Source organism: Paenibacillus sp. UNC217MF, assembly GCF_000686865.1.
GTDB lineage: Bacteria > Bacillota > Bacilli > Paenibacillales > Paenibacillaceae > Paenibacillus_B > Paenibacillus_B suaedae.
Genome location: NZ_KK366031.1, coordinates 121,870 through 141,343 on the forward strand (window position 1 = coordinate 121,870; position 19,474 = coordinate 141,343).

The following is a 19,474-nucleotide window of genomic DNA, read 5'->3' on the forward strand; positions in this document are numbered from 1 at the left end:
CGCGTATTGTTTATGCTGCGAACATTGCCAATATGCAGGAGCACAGCAGCAGCGGAATCGAATACAAATATAATATTTTGCTTGACCATTGGTTTGTGTGAATCAATTCAGCATATTCATGCAGAGCCATTCTCTTTTTGGGCTGCCCAGACGACGATATGTCACTGGAATCGTAATGAACCGCCTGTTCTTGTTCCTTCTCCTTACGATGGAGGTGATAACTCAATGATTTAAAAAAGCCGATGTTCCGCACGTAAGCAAGCAAGGCGATCAATAGGTAGATAAGACCGATAATGAAGAAGGAATTCGACAGATTTATAAGCAGGGAATTATGACCGTTTAAGATGGAATAACCAACGGCAAATAAGAGGGTTACAACAAGCAGCAGTCGTTTCATGGCGAAAAATCCTTTCCCTTTAAACTCGCTCGTATCTAGATGTGTTGGAGGATTCGGATGTGACGAGTGAGAAGATATTTTGATCTGATGACTAGGAAATATTCGCCATAATCCATCATTAATCCTCCTATTTCTCCATTTATTCCAGTATTCTAAGGAATATTCTGTGATTTAACTGTTGACTATGGGTATTTAGTTTGATAGATTTATAAAAAACTGTACCATAATTTACCTCACAAGTATGCATTAGATCGTTGTCGATTCGTGGTATATACGCATATATAGCAACCGACAAGTAATGATCTTCCTCAATGAATCGGCTCTCAGTCTAATATCAAACCTACAACAATGTGAACGCATCCATCCAATCCAAAGGCACATTATTTCACAAGGTGTCAATTTTGTTGGCATAATCGACCCAACATTCTATTTCCTTTGTTACCCACATATTTTACATAATGAATTGAAAAAAATGAGAAAATCAGGAGGGGATTGTATGAAGCTGCCAAAAAAACCGTTCTTGGTTGTTTTGGCTATCATGATGATGCTTACGTTCGCGGGTTGCACGAGCGGGAGCGGGAATGCCGGACAAGAGAGTCAGGGAAGTAAAGAGAATGAAGGTAAGGTTACGACCGAGCAGAGAGGCGCAGCGAGCGATAAGCCGAAGGTATTACGGCTTTCTACGATGTCTGCGGATACGTTCAATCAGCATACGTACAACAGTGCCGAAACCGCAGATATGATGAAATATATTTACGGGAACTTATTGGAAATCATTTATGACGAGCCTTCAGACAATATAAAATTTGTCGGTAATCATGCGGTTGATCTGCCTACTTCAACAGATAATACAGTATGGACGTTCAAGCTGAAGGATGGATTGAAGTGGACGGACGGCACGCCGATTAATGCGAAAACTTATGAATATTCCTATAAAATGCTGCTTGATCCAAAGCTGGCCAATAAGAACTCTTACATATTATTTGACGATATTCCTATTGTAAACGCTAACAAATATTTTAAGGGCGAAGCAAAATGGGAAGATGTCGGAATTAAGGTCAAAGATGATACTACGCTGGAAATTACGTTAGAATCGAAAATGCCGGAAATTGATATCTACGGCGCCTTTGCGAACGGCGGGGCGACGTCTCCCGTTAACGAAAAGCTCTATGAGGGCGGCATGAAGGCTGATCGAACGGAAACGACTTACGGAACAACGGTAGAACAGGTTCCTTCTTCTGGAACGTATCGATTAACGGAGTGGGTGCGCGACCAGCATCATACGTTTGAAAAGAACCCGGATTCGCCATTAGCGGCAATTTATAAGCCTGACCGCATCGAAACCCGTGTTGTCACGGAAAGCTCAACACGCGTTCAATTGTGGGAAAAAGGGGAAATAGACTTCGTTTCTATTAGCGGCGAACAATTCGATAAATATGGTGAGGATCCTCGGGTCGCCTATACAGAAGCTAATGGAGTATGGGGCTTCTACGTAAACTCGGAATCGGACAGCAACCCGATTTTGAAAAACAACGATTTCCGCAAAGCGCTGTATTATGGGATCGATCGCGATAAAATTGCAAAAGGGATTTTTAAAACGTTCAAACCGGCTCCATATTATATCTCCACGATATGTATCGTAGGAGACTATACAGAGGGCAAGCGTTATCGTGATTCCGAAGAAGCGAAGTTAGCCGTAGTCCCAGGAACGGGCTATGATCCGGATAAGGCGAAGGAGTATTTCGAAAAGGCCTATCAGGCGAACGGCGGCAAAAAAATCACGATTGAAATTACTTACTTCGATGCGCAGGAAGAAATGAAGCGCACAGCCGAAGTAACGCAAGAAGCGTACGAGAACCTGTTCGGCAAGGATAAGCTGACCGTTAAGCTTAGAGGAATGCCACCGAGATCAGCTTACGACGCTTACAAAGAAGGAAAGTACGAATTGGGTATCGGCTCCATGACACAAAACCCGTTCAATCCATGGGGCAGCATGAAGGTATGGACGAAGGACTTCCCGAACCGCAACCATCGCTTTTCCAGCGACGCTTTCGACGCGCTGCAGAAGCGGACTACGACAGGTGATTTGCTTTTGAAGCCAGAGGAACGTTTGAAGGCATTAGGGGAGATGGAGAAGATGATAGCCGATTATGTGCCGCAAATTCCGCTCTTCCAAAACAATAATGCTAGGATCTTCCTAGATCGAGTTCATTTGGCTACAAAAGGGAAGTACTTCCCAGAAGTCGGTTTTGCTATACTTCAAGCTGACATTGTCGACTAATACCAGAACAGAGGAGGCCTTGCGGTTGCGCAAGGTCTCCTACCTTGCGGAAAAGGAGTTCCAGGCTTATGTTACGATACATATCGCAAAGACTCATTGCCATGGCTATTACCCTATTTCTTATCATTAGCCTGCTATTCTTTCTAATTCATGCTATGCCCGGTAGCATCGTAGACGATCCGTTATTGCCTAAGGACATTCGGGAACGGGTGGAAGCCAAATATCATTTGGATAAGCCGCTCATTGTTCAATACGTATATTTCCTGGGGGATTTCCTTACTTTCAATTTCGGAGATTCGCTTAAAGTCCAGCCGAAGGTTCCGGTATTTAATATTATTAAGGAGAAACTTCCGATCACGATCCAGTTAAATATTTTGGCTCTTATTTTTACGCTGCCAATAGGCATTATGTGCGGAATCATAGCGGCATTGAAGAAGAATACGATGACCGACCATGGGATTAACTTAATGGTTGTTCTGTTCATATCCGTTCCTTCCTTTGTATTTGCCGCTCTGCTCCAATATGTGGTGGCTTTTAAGTTGGAGCTGCTGCCGATTCTGCTCTCAACGGATCAAGGGATCACCTGGGATAAGTTCAAATCCATGATCTTGCCGGTACTGGCATTATCGTTTGGAGAGATTGCCGTCATTGCAAGGTATTTGCGTGCCGAATTATGTGAAACAATTAATTCAGATTATATGCTGCTGGCAAGAATGAAGGGTTTATCGCATATGCAGGCTACCGTACGTCACGCGATACGCAACTCGTTCATTCCGCTGTCGAATATTATTATTCCTATGTTTTTCTCCATATTGTCGGGAGCAATCGTAATTGAGAATATTTTCAGCGTGCCAGGTATTGGCTCTTTATCTGTAAATTCCATCAATTCATTGGATCATCCACTGACGATTGCCGTCATGTTTTTCTATTCTTTAATTGCTCTTATCGGTATTCTAGTCGTAGATTTGTCATATGGCATTATTGACCCGCGAATTCGAATGGGAGGGAAGAAGTAATGAAGACGAGCCAGAATACGGAGCACAACAAGGAGCGGAACCCATTCGAATTCGTACAACGGGACAAGCCTATCGCTGATGAAAAATTTGAAGGCAAGGCGATTGGATTTCTACAGGATGCGATGCTGCGATTCCGCCGGAGCAAGGCTTCCACCATCGCGGCAATTGTGATTGGCATTATCGTTCTACTGGCGATCATTGCTCCAATGATCAGCTCTTATTCCTATAGGGAACAACATATTGATTGGAGCTTACTGCCCCCGCGTGTCCCGGTGCTAGAGAAGCTGGGGATATGGGATGGAACGAAAGTCATGGATGTGAAAAAAACAAGCATGGAAGAAAAATATAAAGGCTCGATTGTGAAAGTGTTTAAAGAATACGAGCTTGATTATCGTGGTAATAAAATTCCGATGGTACAGGCAAAAGTAGACGTCTATCAGTTGAAAGGGGCAAAGGACAAATATTTCTGGATGGGTACTGATGCATTAGGGCGCGATCAATGGACACGATTATGGACAGGTACCCGGATATCGCTCTTAATCGGATTTTTAGCCGTCCTCATTAATATGCTGATCGGCATTACATATGGTTCAATCTCCGGATATTATGGCGGAGCGGTCGATATGATCATGCAGCGGATTATTGAGATTTTGAGTGGAATCCCTAGCTTAGTCGTCGTAATTCTGTTTGTTATGCTTATGGGTGCAGGTATAGTGCCGATTATATTAGCGATGGTGATTACAGGCTGGATTGGCATGAGCCGCATGATTCGGGCGCAGTTCTATAAATATAAAGGTCAGGAATATGTATTGGCTTCCCGTACGATGGGGGCGCGTGATCGTCTATTGATTTTCAGACATATTATGCCAAATGCGATCGGCCCGATCATTACACAAGCGACGCTCGCGATTCCAGGTGCTATTTTTACGGAAGCTTTCCTCTCATATTTAGGACTCGGCATCGCTGCTCCTGATCCTTCCATCGGCGTCTTGCTTTCGGAAGGTCAGAAGGTGTTGCTCGAACATCCTCACTTGACGCTATTTCCTGCAATTGTAATTTCGATGTTGATGTTGTCGTTCAATATGTTCGGCAACGGTTTGCGGGATGCATTCGATCCAACTTTGAGAGGCCAAGAATAATAGCGCGGGGGGAGCTAGGATGACGACACATAACGATATGATTCTTCAAGTAAATGATCTGCAAATCTCGTTCAAAACGTTTGCAGGAAAGGTCCAGGCCGTGCGCGGGGTCGATTTTGAATTGCATAAAGGCGAGACGCTGGCAATCGTAGGCGAGTCCGGCTCGGGAAAATCGGTGACGAACAAGGCCATTGTCGGGATATTATCGAAAAATGCCGTTATCGAACGCGGCAGCATTATATATAGAGGACAAGATCTGACGAAGTATACAGAGAAGCAATATACTGAAATCCGGGGCTCTAAAATCGCGATGATCTTTCAGGATCCTCTTTCGTCTCTAAATCCGGTAATGAAGATTGGCAAACAGATTATGGAGGCGCTTCGTTCACAGCAGCTAAGCAAAGCGGATGCCAAAGCCAAGGCGCTGGAACTGATGGAGGCTGTAGGCATTCCGAATGCGGAGAAACGATTCGATCAATATCCGTTCCAGTTCTCCGGCGGAATGCGTCAGCGTATCGTCATTGCTATTGCTCTTGCATGCGATCCGGAGGTACTGATATGTGACGAGCCGACGACGGCGCTTGATGTAACGATTCAGGCGCAAATCCTCGATCTTATTAAGGAAATCCAGAAGGAACGGCAGTTGTCCGTCATATTCATTACGCATGATCTTGGGGTGGTGGCTAACGTCGCGGATCGCGTGGCCGTGATGTATGCGGGCAAAGTCGTCGAGCATGGAACGGTGGACGAGATTTTCTACAATCCGAAGCATCCTTATACTTGGAGCTTGCTTGTGTCCATGCCTGATCTGGGCACGAGCTCATCCGATGAATTGCTAGTCATACCAGGAACGCCTCCCAATATGCTGCATCCGCCCAAAGGAGATGCTTTTGCTCCACGCAACCGATATGCGATGCATATTGACTTCGAGGAAGAGCCGCCGATGTACAGAATAAGCGACACGCATTACGCCGCGACGTGGCTTCTCCATCCGAATGCGCCGAAGGTGGAGCTCCCGGATATATTGAAGAGACGAATTGAGCAGCAAACGGGAAGGCTGGTGCGATAAGGTGACGAATGTAATCACTCGCGATCCGGTGCTGGAAGTTAAGCATTTAAAGCAATATTTCAGCAGCGGCTTTGGTAGAAAAAAAACAGTGGTCAAAGCGGTCGATGACATTAGTTTTACAGTGTATCGCGGCGAAACGTTTGGGCTTGTAGGTGAATCTGGCTGCGGCAAGACGACAACGGGCAGAACGATTATCCGTCTGTATGAGCCTACGGATGGAGAAATTTATTTTAATGGAACACTCATTTCAGGGGCATTGACCAAGGAAATTAAAAAAGAAGTGACGCGCGGCATGCAAATGATCTTTCAGGATCCAATCGCATCACTGAATCCTCGTATGACCGTGAAGGAAATAATTGCGGAGGGCTTGAAAATTAATAAGCTTTGCCGTAGTGAGCAGGAAAGCATGGATATGGTCTATGAAATCTTGGAGACCGTTGGGTTAACCCGGGAACACGCGAGTCGTTATCCGCATGAATTCTCAGGAGGGCAGAGACAGCGGATTGGAATTGCGAGAGCTTTAATTACGAGTCCCGATCTTGTTATTGCGGATGAACCGATATCTGCGCTTGATGTATCGATTCAGGCGCAGGTATTGAATTTGCTCAATCGGCTTCGGAAGAAGCTTGGGCTTACCATTTTGTTTATTGCCCATGACCTGTCTGTCGTTAAATACTTCTCAGATCGGATTGGCGTCATGTATAATGGGAAGATTGTGGAATTAGCCAAGGCTGATGATCTATATCGGCAACCAATTCACCCGTATACGAAATCCCTGCTCTCAGCCATTCCTCATCCAGATCCGCACTACGAGCGGAATCGCCAACGCATATATTATAGTCCGAGTATTCATAACTATGATGTGGAGAGTCCAAGCTTAGTTGAAATAAAGCCGGGGCATTATGTGTTCGCTTCTCCATCTGAAGTCGAGAAGTATAAGCAAGAGATGACTCTATAATCAATAAACGATGCGCATTTTCGCATAGTATGTCCACATCCAGCGTAGAGCATCCGAGTCATTCCGATGTAATTATAAATTTTATTCGCATAAGAAAGCCCGTCCAAGTAAATGGACGGGCTTTCTTATATCGCTGACAACGATTCATATGTACGTCTGGCAACCGAGCGGCTTACCTATTTTTCGGCCTTCGGAAATTCCCGATGACACCAGCAGTCTCCACAATATTTACAAAAGCTTTAGGGTCATTTTCACGAATAACACGTTTTAATTCGGTCAATTCATAACGTGTAGTAACGGTCATCAACATGTCTTTCTCAATATCGGTAAATGCACCTGTGGTTTTTATAACGGTAACTCCATGCGGCAAGACCAGCAGCTTGTTAATAAGTGCTTCCTTGTTCCTCGTAATAATGAACACCGTTACCTTGTAGTGGTTAATATAGATGGTGCCGATTACTTTGCCGGTCGTAAAAATGGAGACCATGGAGTAAAGCGCCAGTTCCCACTCGTTCGATAAATATCCATGGGTTACAATAACAGTCGCGTTCATTCCAACCAGAATGTTCGAGATTGAGAAATCGCGATATCTGGTTACAATTGAACCGATAATGTCAAATCCACCTGATGAGCCGCCTACACGTAGGGATATCCCGCTTCCGATACCTACTAGTGTGCCCCCAAATACAGCAGATAAAAGCGGTTCGTTGGCAACAGCTTTAACTGGGAAGACGGATATGAAGTAAGTTGTCGCGACGACACTTAGTAAACTATATCCAATAAAGCGTTTGCCAAGCACGAACCAGCCCCATATGATTAGCGGTAAATTATAGGCGAAATATAAAATGCTCGGATTCCAATGAGTCAAGTAATTCGTTACGAGCGATAATCCAGATACGCCGCCACTAAGCAGATGGTGGGGCATTAAGAACAAATTAAATGATGCAGCGATGAGCGCTGCCCCGGCAATTAACATGATGAAATCAAAAATTCGTTTCAAGCAATGTCACCTCAAAACGTAGTATTAGTTAGTTCGGATCTGGTATTCTTCAATATTTTTGTGTTATAATATTCTGGATATTCTTGAGTAGGCTTTAGTTACCAACGATGTACATGAATTTGACGCGGAGTTCACGCTACACAATAAGAGTGTCCCTCCGCATTGTATATGAGAAGACGGTTGACTGAAAGTGCCATTCGTCACCATTGTCGCGCTACTTAAGAATACAGATAAGGCTGTGGATTGTCCACAATGAAGGAGTATGAATATTTTGAAGACATTTGCAGAATTTGGCTTGGAGCCGAAAGTGCTTCAAGCGATAACGGAATTAGGGTTCGAAGAATCGACTCCAATCCAAGAGAAAGCGATACCTGTAGCGATGACCGGACGAGACCTTATCGGACAAGCGCAGACGGGTACGGGGAAGACGGCGGCTTTCGGTATCCCGTTGATCTCGAAGATTGACCCAACTGAAGAACGTGTAAAGGCTCTGATTATGACACCAACGCGCGAATTGGCGATCCAAGTTGCTGATGAAATCGGCAAACTGACTCGTTTCAAAGGCGTCCGTTCATTGCCGATTTATGGCGGACAAGATATTGGCCGACAAATTCGTGCTTTGAAAAAGCACCCACAAATTATTATCGGTACACCAGGTCGTTTGCTTGACCACATCAACCGTAAGACAATTCGTCTCGATGATGTTGCAACAGTTGTATTGGACGAAGCAGATGAAATGCTGGATATGGGCTTCATGGAAGATATCACTTCCATCTTGAGCCTTGTACCTGAACAACGCCAGACAATGCTTTTCTCCGCAACGATGCCACCGAACATCCAAAAGCTTGCTAATCAATTCCTTCGCGAGCCAGAACATGTATCGGTTATGCCTAAGCATGTGAGTGCTCCACTCATTGAACAAGCATACATTGAAGTTCCTGAACGTGTGAAGTTTGATGCATTGAGCCGCTTGCTCGATATGGAATCCCCGGAGCTTGCGATTGTATTCGGCCGTACGAAGCGTCGTGTAGACGAATTGTCTGAAGCATTGCAGAAGCGTGGTTATTCAGCAGATGGTTTGCATGGCGATTTATCCCAAAACCAACGTGATACGGTTATGCGCAAGTTCCGTGACGGCAGCATTGATGTTCTCGTTGCGACTGACGTAGCTGCACGTGGTTTGGACGTTTCTGGTGTAACACATGTAATTAACTTTGACTTGCCGCAAGATCCAGAATCTTATGTACACCGTATCGGACGTACGGGCCGTGCTGGTAAAGAAGGCAGCGCATGGTCTTTCGTGACGCCTCGTGAAATTGACCATTTGCACTTCATCGAGCGTGTAACTCGTCATCGCATTCCGCGCAAGCCGATTCCTAGCCTTGCAGAAGCGATAGAAGGGAAGCAGCGCATTGTTGCAGATCGCATTCTTGATGTGCTCAAGGATGGCGAGCTAAATGAATACAAAGGCATTGCTATTGAATTGCTGGAGCAATACGACTCCGTACAATTGTTGTCTGCTGCATTCAAGATGCTGACAGGTGATAAGAAGGAAGTTTCTATCAACTTAACTCCTGAAGATCCAATCCGTGCGAAGCGTCGCAAGCCAGACCTTCGTTCTAGTGGACGCAAGATGTCTGCACCTTACAACCGCAATGGTCGTTCCGGTGGCGGACGTGACTCTCGTGGAGGACGCGATGGTGGACGTGATGGCAACCGTGGCGGGTACAACCGCGACGGACGTGGCGAGCGTTATGGCCGCAGCGATTCCCGCGACCGCAACAACAATGGTGGTGGTGGCGATCGCCGCCCAAGACGTTTTAACAACGACGAGAACCGTAATAAGCGCGACGAGTAGGACGAGGCACATTCGAATGATGAATGTCTTCCGTTGATCATAGAGACCGCCCCAGTTGGAGCGGTCTCTTTTGCATGTCAAGGATGATTAGCGTGAATCCGAATTGCTGCAACAGTTCATTATATAAAAGATCGACTTATAATAACTAACAAAATAAACAAGACAAGAATCACCCCTGTGGAAGTAAAACCAAAACCACAGCCACAGCTTCCTCCAAAACCTAATTGCCCCATACGGGAACCTCCTTTAACACTGCGATGTTTGGTGTTTTCACTTAATATCCTATGCGGAATCCCTTTTCTCGCTGTAGACACGAACCTAATTGGATGCAAAATAGGCACTGGCACTAAGGTAGCAATTTGTATTATAGTAGTAGAGACAGGATGATGAGGGGGAATGACCTTTGGAATTTCGAGGGATTATGGGCGGCTTTTACCGCATTTCAGAATGGATCATGCGTTTTTCGGTCACGAACATATTGTGGCTTATCTGTTCGTCACCTTTTTTTATTTTTTTATTCATGAAGCTGATGGTTGATCAGCAGAACTTTATCAATGAATCCATTACGATGAATTGGGCGATGGGACTTGTGGCACCGTTTACATTGTTCCCAGCGACAGCTGCGATGTTCTCCGTTGCGCGGAAGTGGATCATGGGGGACACGGACGTAAAGCTCCTGCGTACCTTCTTCAAATCATACAAAGATAATTATAAGCAGGCGATGGTAGGCGGTATCTTCTACACGCTGCTGTTCGTTATTATGTATATCGACTATTACGTGTATATGACTGAGTTGAAGTCTATGCAGTTTATCGGGTATGCAATGCTAGGTTTGCTGATATTGCTGTTCGTTTCACTGTTTAACTTCTTCTCGATGGTTGCACATTTACAAGCAAAAACAACACATATTATGAAGAACAGTGTGCTGTTAACGATTTTCACTCCTGTTAGCAGTATCGTAACGATTGTATTGAGCTGCATCATTTTATACTTTAGCTTGACGAAATGGCCAGTTCTATTGTTCTTCTTCACAGGTTCACTTATTGCATACTTATCTTACTTTAACTTCAATAACGCCTTCACGAAGATTCAGGACAAGTACCAGCGCATGGTGGCTGCTCAGGAAGGTGAAGGTGAAGAAGCGGCTGATACAGAGAACGGCGAGACATCAGAGGCTGCGCAATTGGATGGAGAACAAGCGGGGAACACGACTAACAAGCAGTAAGAGAACTAGGACTTGCATTGCTTTGAAGAAATGTGATATGATGTTGATCCTAACGGATGAACTAGAATGTTTGGGTAGCTTTTTAAGAGCTTATCCGCTACTGAGTGGTAAGAAATACGCAAGGCGCAAGGTTTACAATACGTGAACAACACAGTATAATAAACAATACATCCTGCGATGTACGTGTAGGCTTACGTTGTTTTGAACCAATGTTTGTTTCTAGGGAGTTCAACATCTAAGTATCGCTGGCAAGCCCTCTCCGAAGGGAAGTCAAACGTACTTATGCGAGCACCCACCTGCGAGAGCGGGTTCAGAAGCATAGGAGCTGAACGGCATAGGCGGGTTTTCTTTCTAACGAATCACCTTCTTTCGTGAATGACTTCATGGGAGGAGGTGTTTTCTTTTTCTATGTAAATCCTCTTTCGTATCCTTACGAACAATGTTACACTATAGATAAGTGAGCATCGGCTGTCTAGAAAAAGGAGGAACACACTCTTGTCACTCAAACGTGTACTGGTCGGTATCGTTCGCAGTTTTGAATCGAGCGGCGATCGTGCAAAGGACCCTAAATTGAAAACGCATTATTATCAAATGTCCCGAGAGAAAGCTTGGGGAGAAGTTACATCCACGCTAAAGAAAATTCAAGGGTACAAAGTGTTGCATGAGGTGTCTTCTGTAGGCGAGATTACGCTAGAGAAGAGAACAATGACGGGGCGGACGATGGATATAACCGTATCTGTCATTAACGTAGGGCCAAACAAGACCGCAATAGATATCTATTCCGCGTCTCGCGGTGGACTTGGTGATTTTGGAGCTAACTATCGTGTTATTCTTGATTTGTATGCCATATTGGACAAGAAGTTGGCATCTTACAAAATGAATAGCTAATGAGCGGAAGTGAAGGTAGTAGCGGGCGCCGTAGGGCGATATATGAATACTCGTTGATAGGATCATGAAGCGAGAGAGGAGCCTTCACTCTTCTCTCGCTTTTACTCTAGTTGATTTGTGTCGCGGTGTTACAGAAGCGCTTGGACAGCAGCCAATGCTTGCTCATAACTAGGGTGCTCTGTCATCTCGCTAACATATTCAACATAACGGATCGTATTATCGGCATCCACTACGAAGATGGAGCGCATATCTAGGTGTAATTCCTTAATCAGCACACCGTAAGATTTGCCGAAGTTGTTGTCCTTGTAGTCAGACAGCATGACTACATTGTCCACACCGGCAGCTCCACACCAGCGAGCTTGTGCCATTGGGAGGTCAACACTCACGGTAATAATTGCGGCTTTGTCGCCAAGCTTGGAAGCTTCCTCGTTAAAGCGGCGCGTCTGCGCATCGCATACACCTGTATCGATGGATGGGATTACACTGATCAATTTTACTTTACCAGCGAATTGTTCAAGCCCAACTACATCAACAAGCGATTTATTCAATTGGAATTCAGGCGCTTTATCGCCTACTTTAAGTTCAGGGCCGATCAATGTGATAGGATTTCCTTTTAATGTTGCCACACCTGTACGTTCTGCGGACATGGTTGGTAGCCTCCTTCTTACATATCATGCACATAATTGGTAAACCTATTGTCCATTATACGGTTTGCACATAAGGTTGTCCAATGTCGCTTCGTGATGAATTCGCTACACGATTGAGAATGATTCCGAGTAGCCGATTACATGGTTGGGGTAAGTACGCCTATGAATGTGAACTGGCAGGTGAAAGTGAGGAGAGACTCGATGATTTTTATTCGGTACGAGAATTGGCGCACCTATGTCAAAAGCTACCCGATTACAACGCTGCTTATCATCGCCAATATCGTGATGTTTATCGTGCTGATGGCTAGTGGTGGTACAAATGGTGAAAATCTATTTCGACATGGGGCAATCTGGAAGGTAGAGCCGTTCAATAAGGAAACATGGCGCATTGCCGCTGCCATGTTCCTGCATGGTGGGTTTGAGCATTTGCTGTTTAATATGTTCGCCTTATTTGTCTTTGCACCGCCGCTCGAACAGATGATGGGATCGTTCAAGTATGCCGTCCTGTATGTCATAAGTGGATTGCTAGGAAATGCGACTGCACTGTGGCTATCGGAATGGGGGACACTTGCGGTTGGAGCATCAGGTGCAATATACGGCATTTACGGAGCCTATTTGTTTATTGCCCTGTTCCGGCGTCAGACACTTGATGAGGCATCCCGTCGAACATTGCTTATAATATTAGGGATTGGTATTGTTCAATCCTTTGTCATTCAAGGCATCAGCTGGAGTGCCCATTTGGGTGGCTTAGCCGCTGGATTTGTCGTGTATGGTGTATTAAGGCTTATCCGGTGAGCAGAGCTTGCATATCATACAGTTCTTGTCTAGAGGGTAGTGATGCACTCCTCTTGAATTGCAGGTAGAAAATGAAATTGATGAAATAGCATAATTGACAGAACGGAGCGAGAAGTCGTGGAACTTAGGCAATTGCACTACTTTGTGAAAGTGGCGCAAAAAGAGCATGTCACGCAAGCTGCTGAAGAACTGCATGTGGCGCAATCCGCCGTCAGCCGGCAAATCCATCAACTAGAGGAAGAACTAGGCGTTAAGTTGTTCCTTCAGAAGGGACGGAACCTTCAGTTAACACCTGTTGGTCAATTGTTCTGCAAGCGGGCGGAGGAAATCTTGAAGGATCTTGAGCGATCGATTCAAGAAGTGCAAGAGTTTATGGATCCAGAGTTGGGGGAAGTTCGGATTGGGTTCCCCCATAGTCTAGGTGTGCATCTCATTCCTAGCATCGTAGCAGAATTCCGCAAGCGTCATCCGAATGTAAAGTTTCGTTTCAAGCAAGGCATGTATCCGTCACTAATCCGGGATATCGTATCCGGCGAAGTGGATCTCGCGTTCATTTCTCCTTTCCCGAAGGAGTGTGAGCATGTAACCGGAGAGATTGTGTTGACCGAGGAATTGTTTGCAATCTTGCCGCCAAATCACCCGTTGTCGAATGAACAAGAAATCACATTGACGCAGCTGAAAGAAGATACTTTTGTTCTGTTTAGTCCAGGGTATTCCCTACGTCCCATTGTATGGGATGCTTGCATCGAAGCGGGCTTTACGCCGCGTATTGGCTTCGAAGGTGAGGAGACTGAAACCATAAGGGGACTTGTCGCTGCTGGTATGGGAGTGAGTTTATTGCCGGACATGGCGCTTCAACATACTTCTGAGCTTCAGCCTGCCAGAGTTCGGGTTGTAAAGCCGGAAGTAACGAGAACAATAGGCATCATACGCCGATCAGGGGAGAAATTGCCTCTTGTCGCGCATACATTCCATGCCTTTTTACTTCAATATTTTGCTCAGCACGACTTACAGCAACTAGCTAAAACAGCGGCGGCTTCATCTTCTGCTAGCTCATCATAAATAGGCTTGTCATGATACAGAAGAGCCCCATTCCATGCGTATCCGCATAGGAATGGGGCTCTTCGATTCTTGGATCAATGGCTCACGTTCGAGATTAGTCGTTGCGATTTGTAAAGATCATAATGTACTTCAATAGTTCCAGTACAGAAATGGCAGCTGCTGCAACGTAGGTTAATGCCGCTGCGTTAAGAACCTTCGCTACGCCACGCTCTTCTTCGTTCGTTACGAATCCTTCAGCGATCATCAGATCGCGTGCACGTCTGCTTGCATCGAACTCAACTGGCAAGGTAACAAGCTGGAACAATACCGCTGCAGAGAAGAAAATAATCCCTAACAGAATCAAATTGCTCCATTGGAAGAGGAAGCCTGCGATCAACATGAAAGGCGCAATACCAGATGAGAAATTAACTAATGGGAACATGCGATGGCGCAGAACAAGCATCGGATAGGACTGCTGGTGCTGAATCGCATGGCCGATTTCATGGCATGCTACTGAGATTGCAGAGATTGAGTTCTCATAATATACGGGTTCGGACAAACGTACAACACGGTTAATCGGGTCGTAATGGTCAGTAAGCGCACCTTGAATCGGCTCGATTGGAACATCATGCAGGCCATTCGCGTCCAGCATGCGGCGCGCTGCCTCGTAACCAGTTAGACCACTCATTGCTCTTACTTGAGCAAAGCGTTGAAAGGTTCCTTTAACGCGGAACTGCGCCCAAATTGAGAGCCCAAAAGCGATTAGAATCAAGAAATCCATCGGGTGAAAAAATAGCATGTACAAACCTCCTAAACATCAAGAGTACGGTCAAGCAGCAATCTAACTTACATCATAAAGTGATTGTTGCCCTTATCGATCAATGTGAGCAGTACCTCTACACAAGCCGCGCTTTGAGCTGCGAGACGATTGAACAATGACTGCGCTTGTGTTGGTTTGAGCTTATCCAGCATTGGGCTGAGCTCTTTTGCTTCACGTTCGAGCTTTTGCAAATGGATTTGCAATTCGGTAAGTCGTTCTTCCAATTCACGTTCTGCAGTCACGCTGTTCAATTGCGAGAAGTAAAGCTTGATTTCATCGAGACTATACTTTTCTTGTTTTAATTGATTAATACGTTCGATTCGTTCAATCGTTTCATGACTGTACAGACGATAGTTTGTATTTGTGCGCTTCACCGGTTCAATCAGGCCTATCGTCGTGTAATAGTCAATCGTTCGTTGACTTACATTCGCGGCGCGTGCCAGCTCTCCGATTCGTATTAACTTGTTAGTAGCCCCCATCGTCATCACCTCACTTATTCATTCTATGATACAAGATTGCAAACCATACAGTCAAACGTTATGGTTCTAAAATTTCTGTTTGAACATGGCATTAATATGACAATTTACATTCTTTCCTGAAGCAGGGTTCAACTTAGCGAGAAATGGCAGAAAGGAGCGGCCATAGAATGGTGTCCGCTCCGAGACTTCGCTTATCTTATTTAGGGGATGATGGGAATGATCATTGAACCTTCGCATCCGGCTTAATAAAGAGACAGACGAGTACAAGGGCAATGATGGATAGAGCTGTCACCGAGATAAAAATGATCTGAAGTGACTTGCTCATCATCCAAGTGAACAGGGGAGGACCCAGGGCTACGCCGAAAAATCGCAGGCTGCTGTATAGCGATGTAATCATGCCGCGCTCAGCCTTCTCCACGCTGCCCGTAATCATCGTATTGAGACAAGGCAGCAGCATGCCAGTACCTATACTACTTATTGTAATTAACGCAATGAACCAATAGACCTGCTTATGGAACATAATGGTGAGTCCCAATGACAGAGACATAAGAACAAGCCCGATGATCATCATTCGCCGGATAAGTATGCCGTTCTTCTTGATTACGCTGCCTGTGATAAATGCAGTCGTTACGATGCCAAGCAAAGGGATTGCCAGTACAAGACCCTTCACAACGCCTTGGATGGAATACGGCTTTTCCTCTAATATATCGGATAGATAAATCAAAATGCCAAACAAAATGAATAAGGCGAGCGACCCTGCAAAAAATGCGGGGATGAGCCATCGTCCCATTTTCTTAAATATGGAGCCGACATTATGCAAATAAGTTTTGAGTGGGGTTGGCTCCTTTTGGCGTTTGGGCTCTTTAATGAGCCAGATAATGGCCACAAGCGAGAGCGCGCAAAAACATGGGAATGCAAAAAAAGGAGCGGTCCATGTCCAGAGAGCAAGCGCAGCGCCAAGAATCGGACTAATAACTTTGCCAGCTCCGTTCGATGCTTCAATTAAGCCCATGGCTTTGCTCTCTTCGGCATCCTTATACAAATCCCCTACGAGGGCCATGGCGATAGGTGCAGTTCCTGCTGCACCCAAGCCTTGAACTGCTCGTGAACTAATGAGCAGTGGATAGGAGTTCCACAACGCGCCAAGGCCGGTGAACACCCCGGCAATCCCATAGATGAGAAGACCAGGTATGATAATCTTCTTGCGGCCATAGCGATCGGATAAGTATCCAGCGACCGGGATAATAATGGCGGCAGACAGTGAGAACAAGGTGATGATGAAGCTTGTCTGCAGGGAAGTTAATCCGAGATTGCGCTTCACCTCGGGCAGAATGGGCACGAGCATGGAATTGCCCAATACCATAACAAGCGGGACAGTTGCTAACGCTGCATATTCAATCCATAATGGCCTTGATTGTTGAGATGCCATATATCATCTTTCCTTCGCGAGTAGTCATATTTCAATTATTCGTTACTGTGCCCGCATAATTAGGTTGGCATACGTAAGTTTGCTCAGAAAGCTATTGTGGGGAATCGTATTTTTGCTGGAAAAAGGGTACAATATGAACACGGAACAAGACGCGAACAAGGAGAATCAAGAATGAAAAAAAGTCTAATATTGCTTGTAGTGAGTGTTGCGCTCATTGGAATCGCGATATGGAACAATTACGATAAGTCAGACACTACCGCTTCCATGAATGACACACCGACTAAGATTGGCGGACAAGTAGGGCAGTTAGCACCGTCCATATCACTGGATGTGCTTGGCGGTCAGAATCCGATTACAGTTGGTGGCAAGCAGGATAAGCCGATTTTTGTAAACTTCTGGGCTTCATGGTGCGATCCATGCAAGGCAGAGGCACCTGATTTAGTGAAGCTGCATGATAAATACAAGGATAAGCTGTTGATGGTATCGATCAATGTGACCGCTCATGATACGGAGGAAGGAGCCAAAGAATTCGTGTCTGCCTTTGGATTCACGAATCCAGTGCTCTTGGATACCGCGGGGAAAGCTTTCAAGGCGTATAACGGAATTGGATTTCCTACCAATGTATTGCTGGATAAGAATGGGGTAATCCGGCAGCGTTACGATGGCATAAGACCTCCAGCTGAATTAGAAAAAGCGATTCAACAAGTCATAGAGGAATAGAAAAACGAAAAATGAAAACAGCCGTAACCTCTTCGTTAAAGTGGTTATGGCTGTTTTCGTATTCCGGATATATCGCATTTTATTAGTGATTGACGAGTCCGACTTGTTCTTTTCGTTCAGCGGATGTAGCGACTTTCTCTTGACCGATGAGTGCATAACGAATACTGTCAATAAGTGCTTCCCAGCTCGCTTCGATGACGTTGCTGGAGACGCCAACCGTACTCCACGTATTGCGCGAGTCTGTTGATTCGATAAGCACGCGTACCTTGGCAGCCGTCGTATTATTCTCATCGAGCACCCTTACCTTGTAATCGGTGAGGTGCATGTCGGCGATGGAAGGGTAGTGACGGCTCAGTGCTTTGCGCAATGCGCTGTCGAGAGCGTTCACAGGACCGTTGCCTTCTGCAGCCATGTAGATCGACTCGTCATCAATTTGCAGCTTCACAATCGCTTCCGATACAACGGAGCGTAATGAAGATTTTTCAACTAGTATTTTGAAAGATTCGAATGTAAATGGATCTTCGGCTTGACCTGTAGCCTGGCGCAACAACAGCTCCAACGAAGCGTCAGCACCTTCGAATTGATATCCCTGATGCTCAAGCTCCTTGATTTTCTCCATAATGGCCCTCGTTTCAGGCTTCGTAGGGTCAAGCTCATAGCCCAATTGTTGTGCTTTGGATAGTACATTGCTCTGCCCTGCTAGTTCTGAGACGAGAATTCGCTGCTTGTTGCCAACCAGCTCAGGCACGATATGCTCGTAGGTACGGGCATCCTTCATAATCGCGGACACGTGGATTCCACCCTTGTGGGCGAAGGCTGCATTGCCGACATAAGGCTGATTCACAGGCATCGTGACGTTGGCAATTTCGCTGATATAGCGTGCAGCAGGTGTCAACGATTGTAGTTGCTCTGCGTCAATACAAGAATAGCCCATCTTCAATTGAAGTGTTGGGATGATCGAGCACAAATTGGCATTGCCGCATCTCTCGCCATATCCGTTAATGGTGCCCTGCACTTGGGTAACACCCGCCTCTACCGCAGCAAGTGTGTTCGCTACAGCAAGCTCACAATCATTATGAGTATGAATGCCGAGCTTCACTTGGACGTGATTGTGTACGTCACGAATAATACTGCCGATCTCGCCAGGAAGCGTTCCGCCATTCGTATCGCACATAACGACCCAATCAACTCCGGCTTCTTGCGCCTTGCGTAGTACAGCAAGCGCATATTCTGTATTGTTCTTGTATCCGTCGAAGAAGTGCTCAGCATCCAACATGACTTCAAGCCCTGCTCGCTTCAGATAGGCGATGGAATCATAGATCATAGCTAGGTTCTCATCCAGCGTAGTTTGCAGCGCAGTGTGTACGTGGAAGTCCCATGACTTCCCGACAAGCGTTGCGGCAGGAACGTTCGCTTCGATTATCCGATTAAGGTTCGAATCCTGTTCGGCCATTGAGTCTTTGCGGCGAGTGCTGCCGAATGCTGTTAGCTTCGCATTCCATGAATATGCCGCTACTCGTTTGAAAAATTCTATATCCTTGCCATTGCTGCCTGGAATGCCGCCTTCAATGTATGTGACGCCAAGCGCATCAAGTTTGCGCGCGATCTTGATCTTATCGTCTGCAGACAAGCTAATCCCTTCGCCTTGGGTGCCGTCGCGAAGTGTAGTGTCAAAAATAGAAATGACTTTCGACATTCTCGGAACCTCCTTC

At 45.7% G+C, this 19,474-nt stretch carries 19 protein-coding genes and 1 other RNA gene; 12 read left to right on the top strand and 8 right to left on the bottom strand.

The features are described 5' to 3' along the window. Nucleotides 1-10: 10 nt before the first annotated feature. Nucleotides 11-397 carry a DUF3899 domain-containing protein gene (locus BP95_RS0128950; RefSeq protein ID WP_021253234.1) on the bottom strand — a complete coding sequence of 129 codons (387 nt, stop codon included), beginning with the start codon at nt 395-397 and terminating at the stop codon, nt 11-13. A 496-nt stretch (nt 398-893) separates the two neighbouring features. Here BP95_RS0128950 and BP95_RS0128955 point away from each other — a divergent pair, with 496 nt between their 5' ends. The 5 genes from BP95_RS0128955 to BP95_RS0128975 all read left to right on the top strand — a co-directional run bounded on the left by BP95_RS0128955 (nt 894) and on the right by BP95_RS0128975 (nt 6,860). Continuing rightward, nucleotides 894-2,678, top strand: a complete 1,785-nt coding sequence (locus tag BP95_RS0128955) for a peptide ABC transporter substrate-binding protein (RefSeq protein ID WP_028533860.1) — start codon at nt 894-896, stop codon at nt 2,676-2,678. A 68-nt stretch (nt 2,679-2,746) separates the two neighbouring features. Further along, nucleotides 2,747-3,694, top strand: a complete 948-nt coding sequence (locus BP95_RS0128960; protein ID WP_021253232.1) for an ABC transporter permease — start codon at nt 2,747-2,749, stop codon at nt 3,692-3,694. Next, the gene (locus BP95_RS0128965; protein WP_021253231.1) at nt 3,694-4,833 is read left to right on the top strand and encodes an ABC transporter permease; all 1,140 of its coding nucleotides are present in this window, start codon (nt 3,694-3,696) and stop codon (nt 4,831-4,833) included. Before BP95_RS0128960 ends, BP95_RS0128965 begins: the two co-directional genes overlap by 1 nt. A gap of 19 nt (nt 4,834-4,852) precedes the next feature. After that, nucleotides 4,853-5,902, top strand: a complete 1,050-nt coding sequence (locus BP95_RS0128970) for an ABC transporter ATP-binding protein (RefSeq protein ID WP_021253230.1) — start codon at nt 4,853-4,855, stop codon at nt 5,900-5,902. Nucleotides 5,903-5,915: 13 nt separating this feature from the next. Continuing rightward, nucleotides 5,916-6,860 carry an ABC transporter ATP-binding protein gene (locus tag BP95_RS0128975; protein ID WP_028533861.1) on the top strand — a complete coding sequence of 315 codons (945 nt, stop codon included), beginning with the start codon at nt 5,916-5,918 and terminating at the stop codon, nt 6,858-6,860. A gap of 172 nt (nt 6,861-7,032) precedes the next feature. Here BP95_RS0128975 and BP95_RS0128980 read toward each other — a convergent pair whose 3' ends face one another. Then, the gene (locus BP95_RS0128980) at nt 7,033-7,836 is read right to left on the bottom strand and encodes a YitT family protein (protein WP_036590722.1); all 804 of its coding nucleotides are present in this window, start codon (nt 7,834-7,836) and stop codon (nt 7,033-7,035) included. 295 nt (nt 7,837-8,131) lie between these two features. Between BP95_RS0128980 and BP95_RS0128985 the strand changes: the two genes are divergently transcribed. Further along, nucleotides 8,132-9,718 carry a degradosome RNA helicase CshA gene (locus BP95_RS0128985; RefSeq protein WP_021253227.1) on the top strand — a complete coding sequence of 529 codons (1,587 nt, stop codon included), beginning with the start codon at nt 8,132-8,134 and terminating at the stop codon, nt 9,716-9,718. Nucleotides 9,719-9,837: 119 nt separating this feature from the next. Here BP95_RS0128985 and BP95_RS32830 read toward each other — a convergent pair whose 3' ends face one another. After that, entirely contained in the window at nt 9,838-9,951 is a 114-nt protein-coding gene (locus BP95_RS32830) for a sporulation protein YjcZ (protein ID WP_081676828.1), read from the bottom strand. A gap of 170 nt (nt 9,952-10,121) precedes the next feature. On the opposite strand from BP95_RS32830, the gene BP95_RS31650 reads away from it, so the two are divergent. From BP95_RS31650 to BP95_RS0128995, 3 genes are all read left to right on the top strand, one after another. Then, complete coding sequence (locus BP95_RS31650; protein ID WP_051614221.1) at nt 10,122-10,943, top strand: YesL family protein; 822 nt, start codon at nt 10,122-10,124, stop codon at nt 10,941-10,943. Nucleotides 10,944-11,109: 166 nt separating this feature from the next. After that, nucleotides 11,110-11,292: non-coding RNA, 6S RNA (gene ssrS / locus BP95_RS32835), on the top strand. 146 nt (nt 11,293-11,438) lie between these two features. Next, nucleotides 11,439-11,831, top strand: coding sequence for a DUF1499 domain-containing protein (locus BP95_RS0128995; protein WP_005546086.1), 393 nt, complete (start codon nt 11,439-11,441; stop codon nt 11,829-11,831). Between the two features lie 128 nt (nt 11,832-11,959). Here the strand turns inward: BP95_RS0128995 and tpx are convergent, their stop codons facing one another. Next, complete coding sequence (gene tpx, locus BP95_RS0129000; RefSeq protein ID WP_021253225.1) at nt 11,960-12,478, bottom strand: thiol peroxidase; 519 nt, start codon at nt 12,476-12,478, stop codon at nt 11,960-11,962. 201 nt (nt 12,479-12,679) lie between these two features. Here tpx and BP95_RS0129005 point away from each other — a divergent pair, with 201 nt between their 5' ends. Beyond that, nucleotides 12,680-13,273: a rhomboid family intramembrane serine protease gene (locus BP95_RS0129005; RefSeq protein WP_021253224.1), complete on the top strand. Its 594-nt coding sequence runs from the start codon at nt 12,680-12,682 to the stop codon at nt 13,271-13,273. Nucleotides 13,274-13,390: 117 nt separating this feature from the next. Beyond that, complete coding sequence (locus BP95_RS0129010; protein ID WP_021253223.1) at nt 13,391-14,335, top strand: glutamate biosynthesis transcriptional regulator GltC; 945 nt, start codon at nt 13,391-13,393, stop codon at nt 14,333-14,335. A 94-nt stretch (nt 14,336-14,429) separates the two neighbouring features. Here the strand turns inward: BP95_RS0129010 and BP95_RS0129015 are convergent, their stop codons facing one another. The 3 genes from BP95_RS0129015 to BP95_RS0129025 all read right to left on the bottom strand — a co-directional run bounded on the left by BP95_RS0129015 (nt 14,430) and on the right by BP95_RS0129025 (nt 17,042). Next, nucleotides 14,430-15,113 carry a zinc metallopeptidase gene (locus BP95_RS0129015; RefSeq protein ID WP_021253222.1) on the bottom strand — a complete coding sequence of 228 codons (684 nt, stop codon included), beginning with the start codon at nt 15,111-15,113 and terminating at the stop codon, nt 14,430-14,432. A gap of 47 nt (nt 15,114-15,160) precedes the next feature. Continuing rightward, a complete protein-coding gene (locus BP95_RS0129020) occupies nt 15,161-15,613 on the bottom strand; it encodes a helix-turn-helix domain-containing protein (protein WP_021253221.1) in 453 nt (150 codons plus the stop codon). A gap of 220 nt (nt 15,614-15,833) precedes the next feature. Next, nucleotides 15,834-17,042 carry an MFS transporter gene (locus BP95_RS0129025; protein ID WP_028533863.1) on the bottom strand — a complete coding sequence of 403 codons (1,209 nt, stop codon included), beginning with the start codon at nt 17,040-17,042 and terminating at the stop codon, nt 15,834-15,836. Between the two features lie 171 nt (nt 17,043-17,213). Here BP95_RS0129025 and BP95_RS0129035 point away from each other — a divergent pair, with 171 nt between their 5' ends. Further along, nucleotides 17,214-17,762, top strand: a complete 549-nt coding sequence (locus BP95_RS0129035) for a TlpA family protein disulfide reductase (RefSeq protein WP_028533864.1) — start codon at nt 17,214-17,216, stop codon at nt 17,760-17,762. Nucleotides 17,763-17,844: 82 nt separating this feature from the next. Here the strand turns inward: BP95_RS0129035 and cimA are convergent, their stop codons facing one another. Further along, a complete protein-coding gene (gene cimA, locus BP95_RS0129040; RefSeq protein WP_028533865.1) occupies nt 17,845-19,458 on the bottom strand; it encodes a citramalate synthase in 1,614 nt (537 codons plus the stop codon). Between the last annotated feature and the right edge of the window lie 16 nt (nt 19,459-19,474).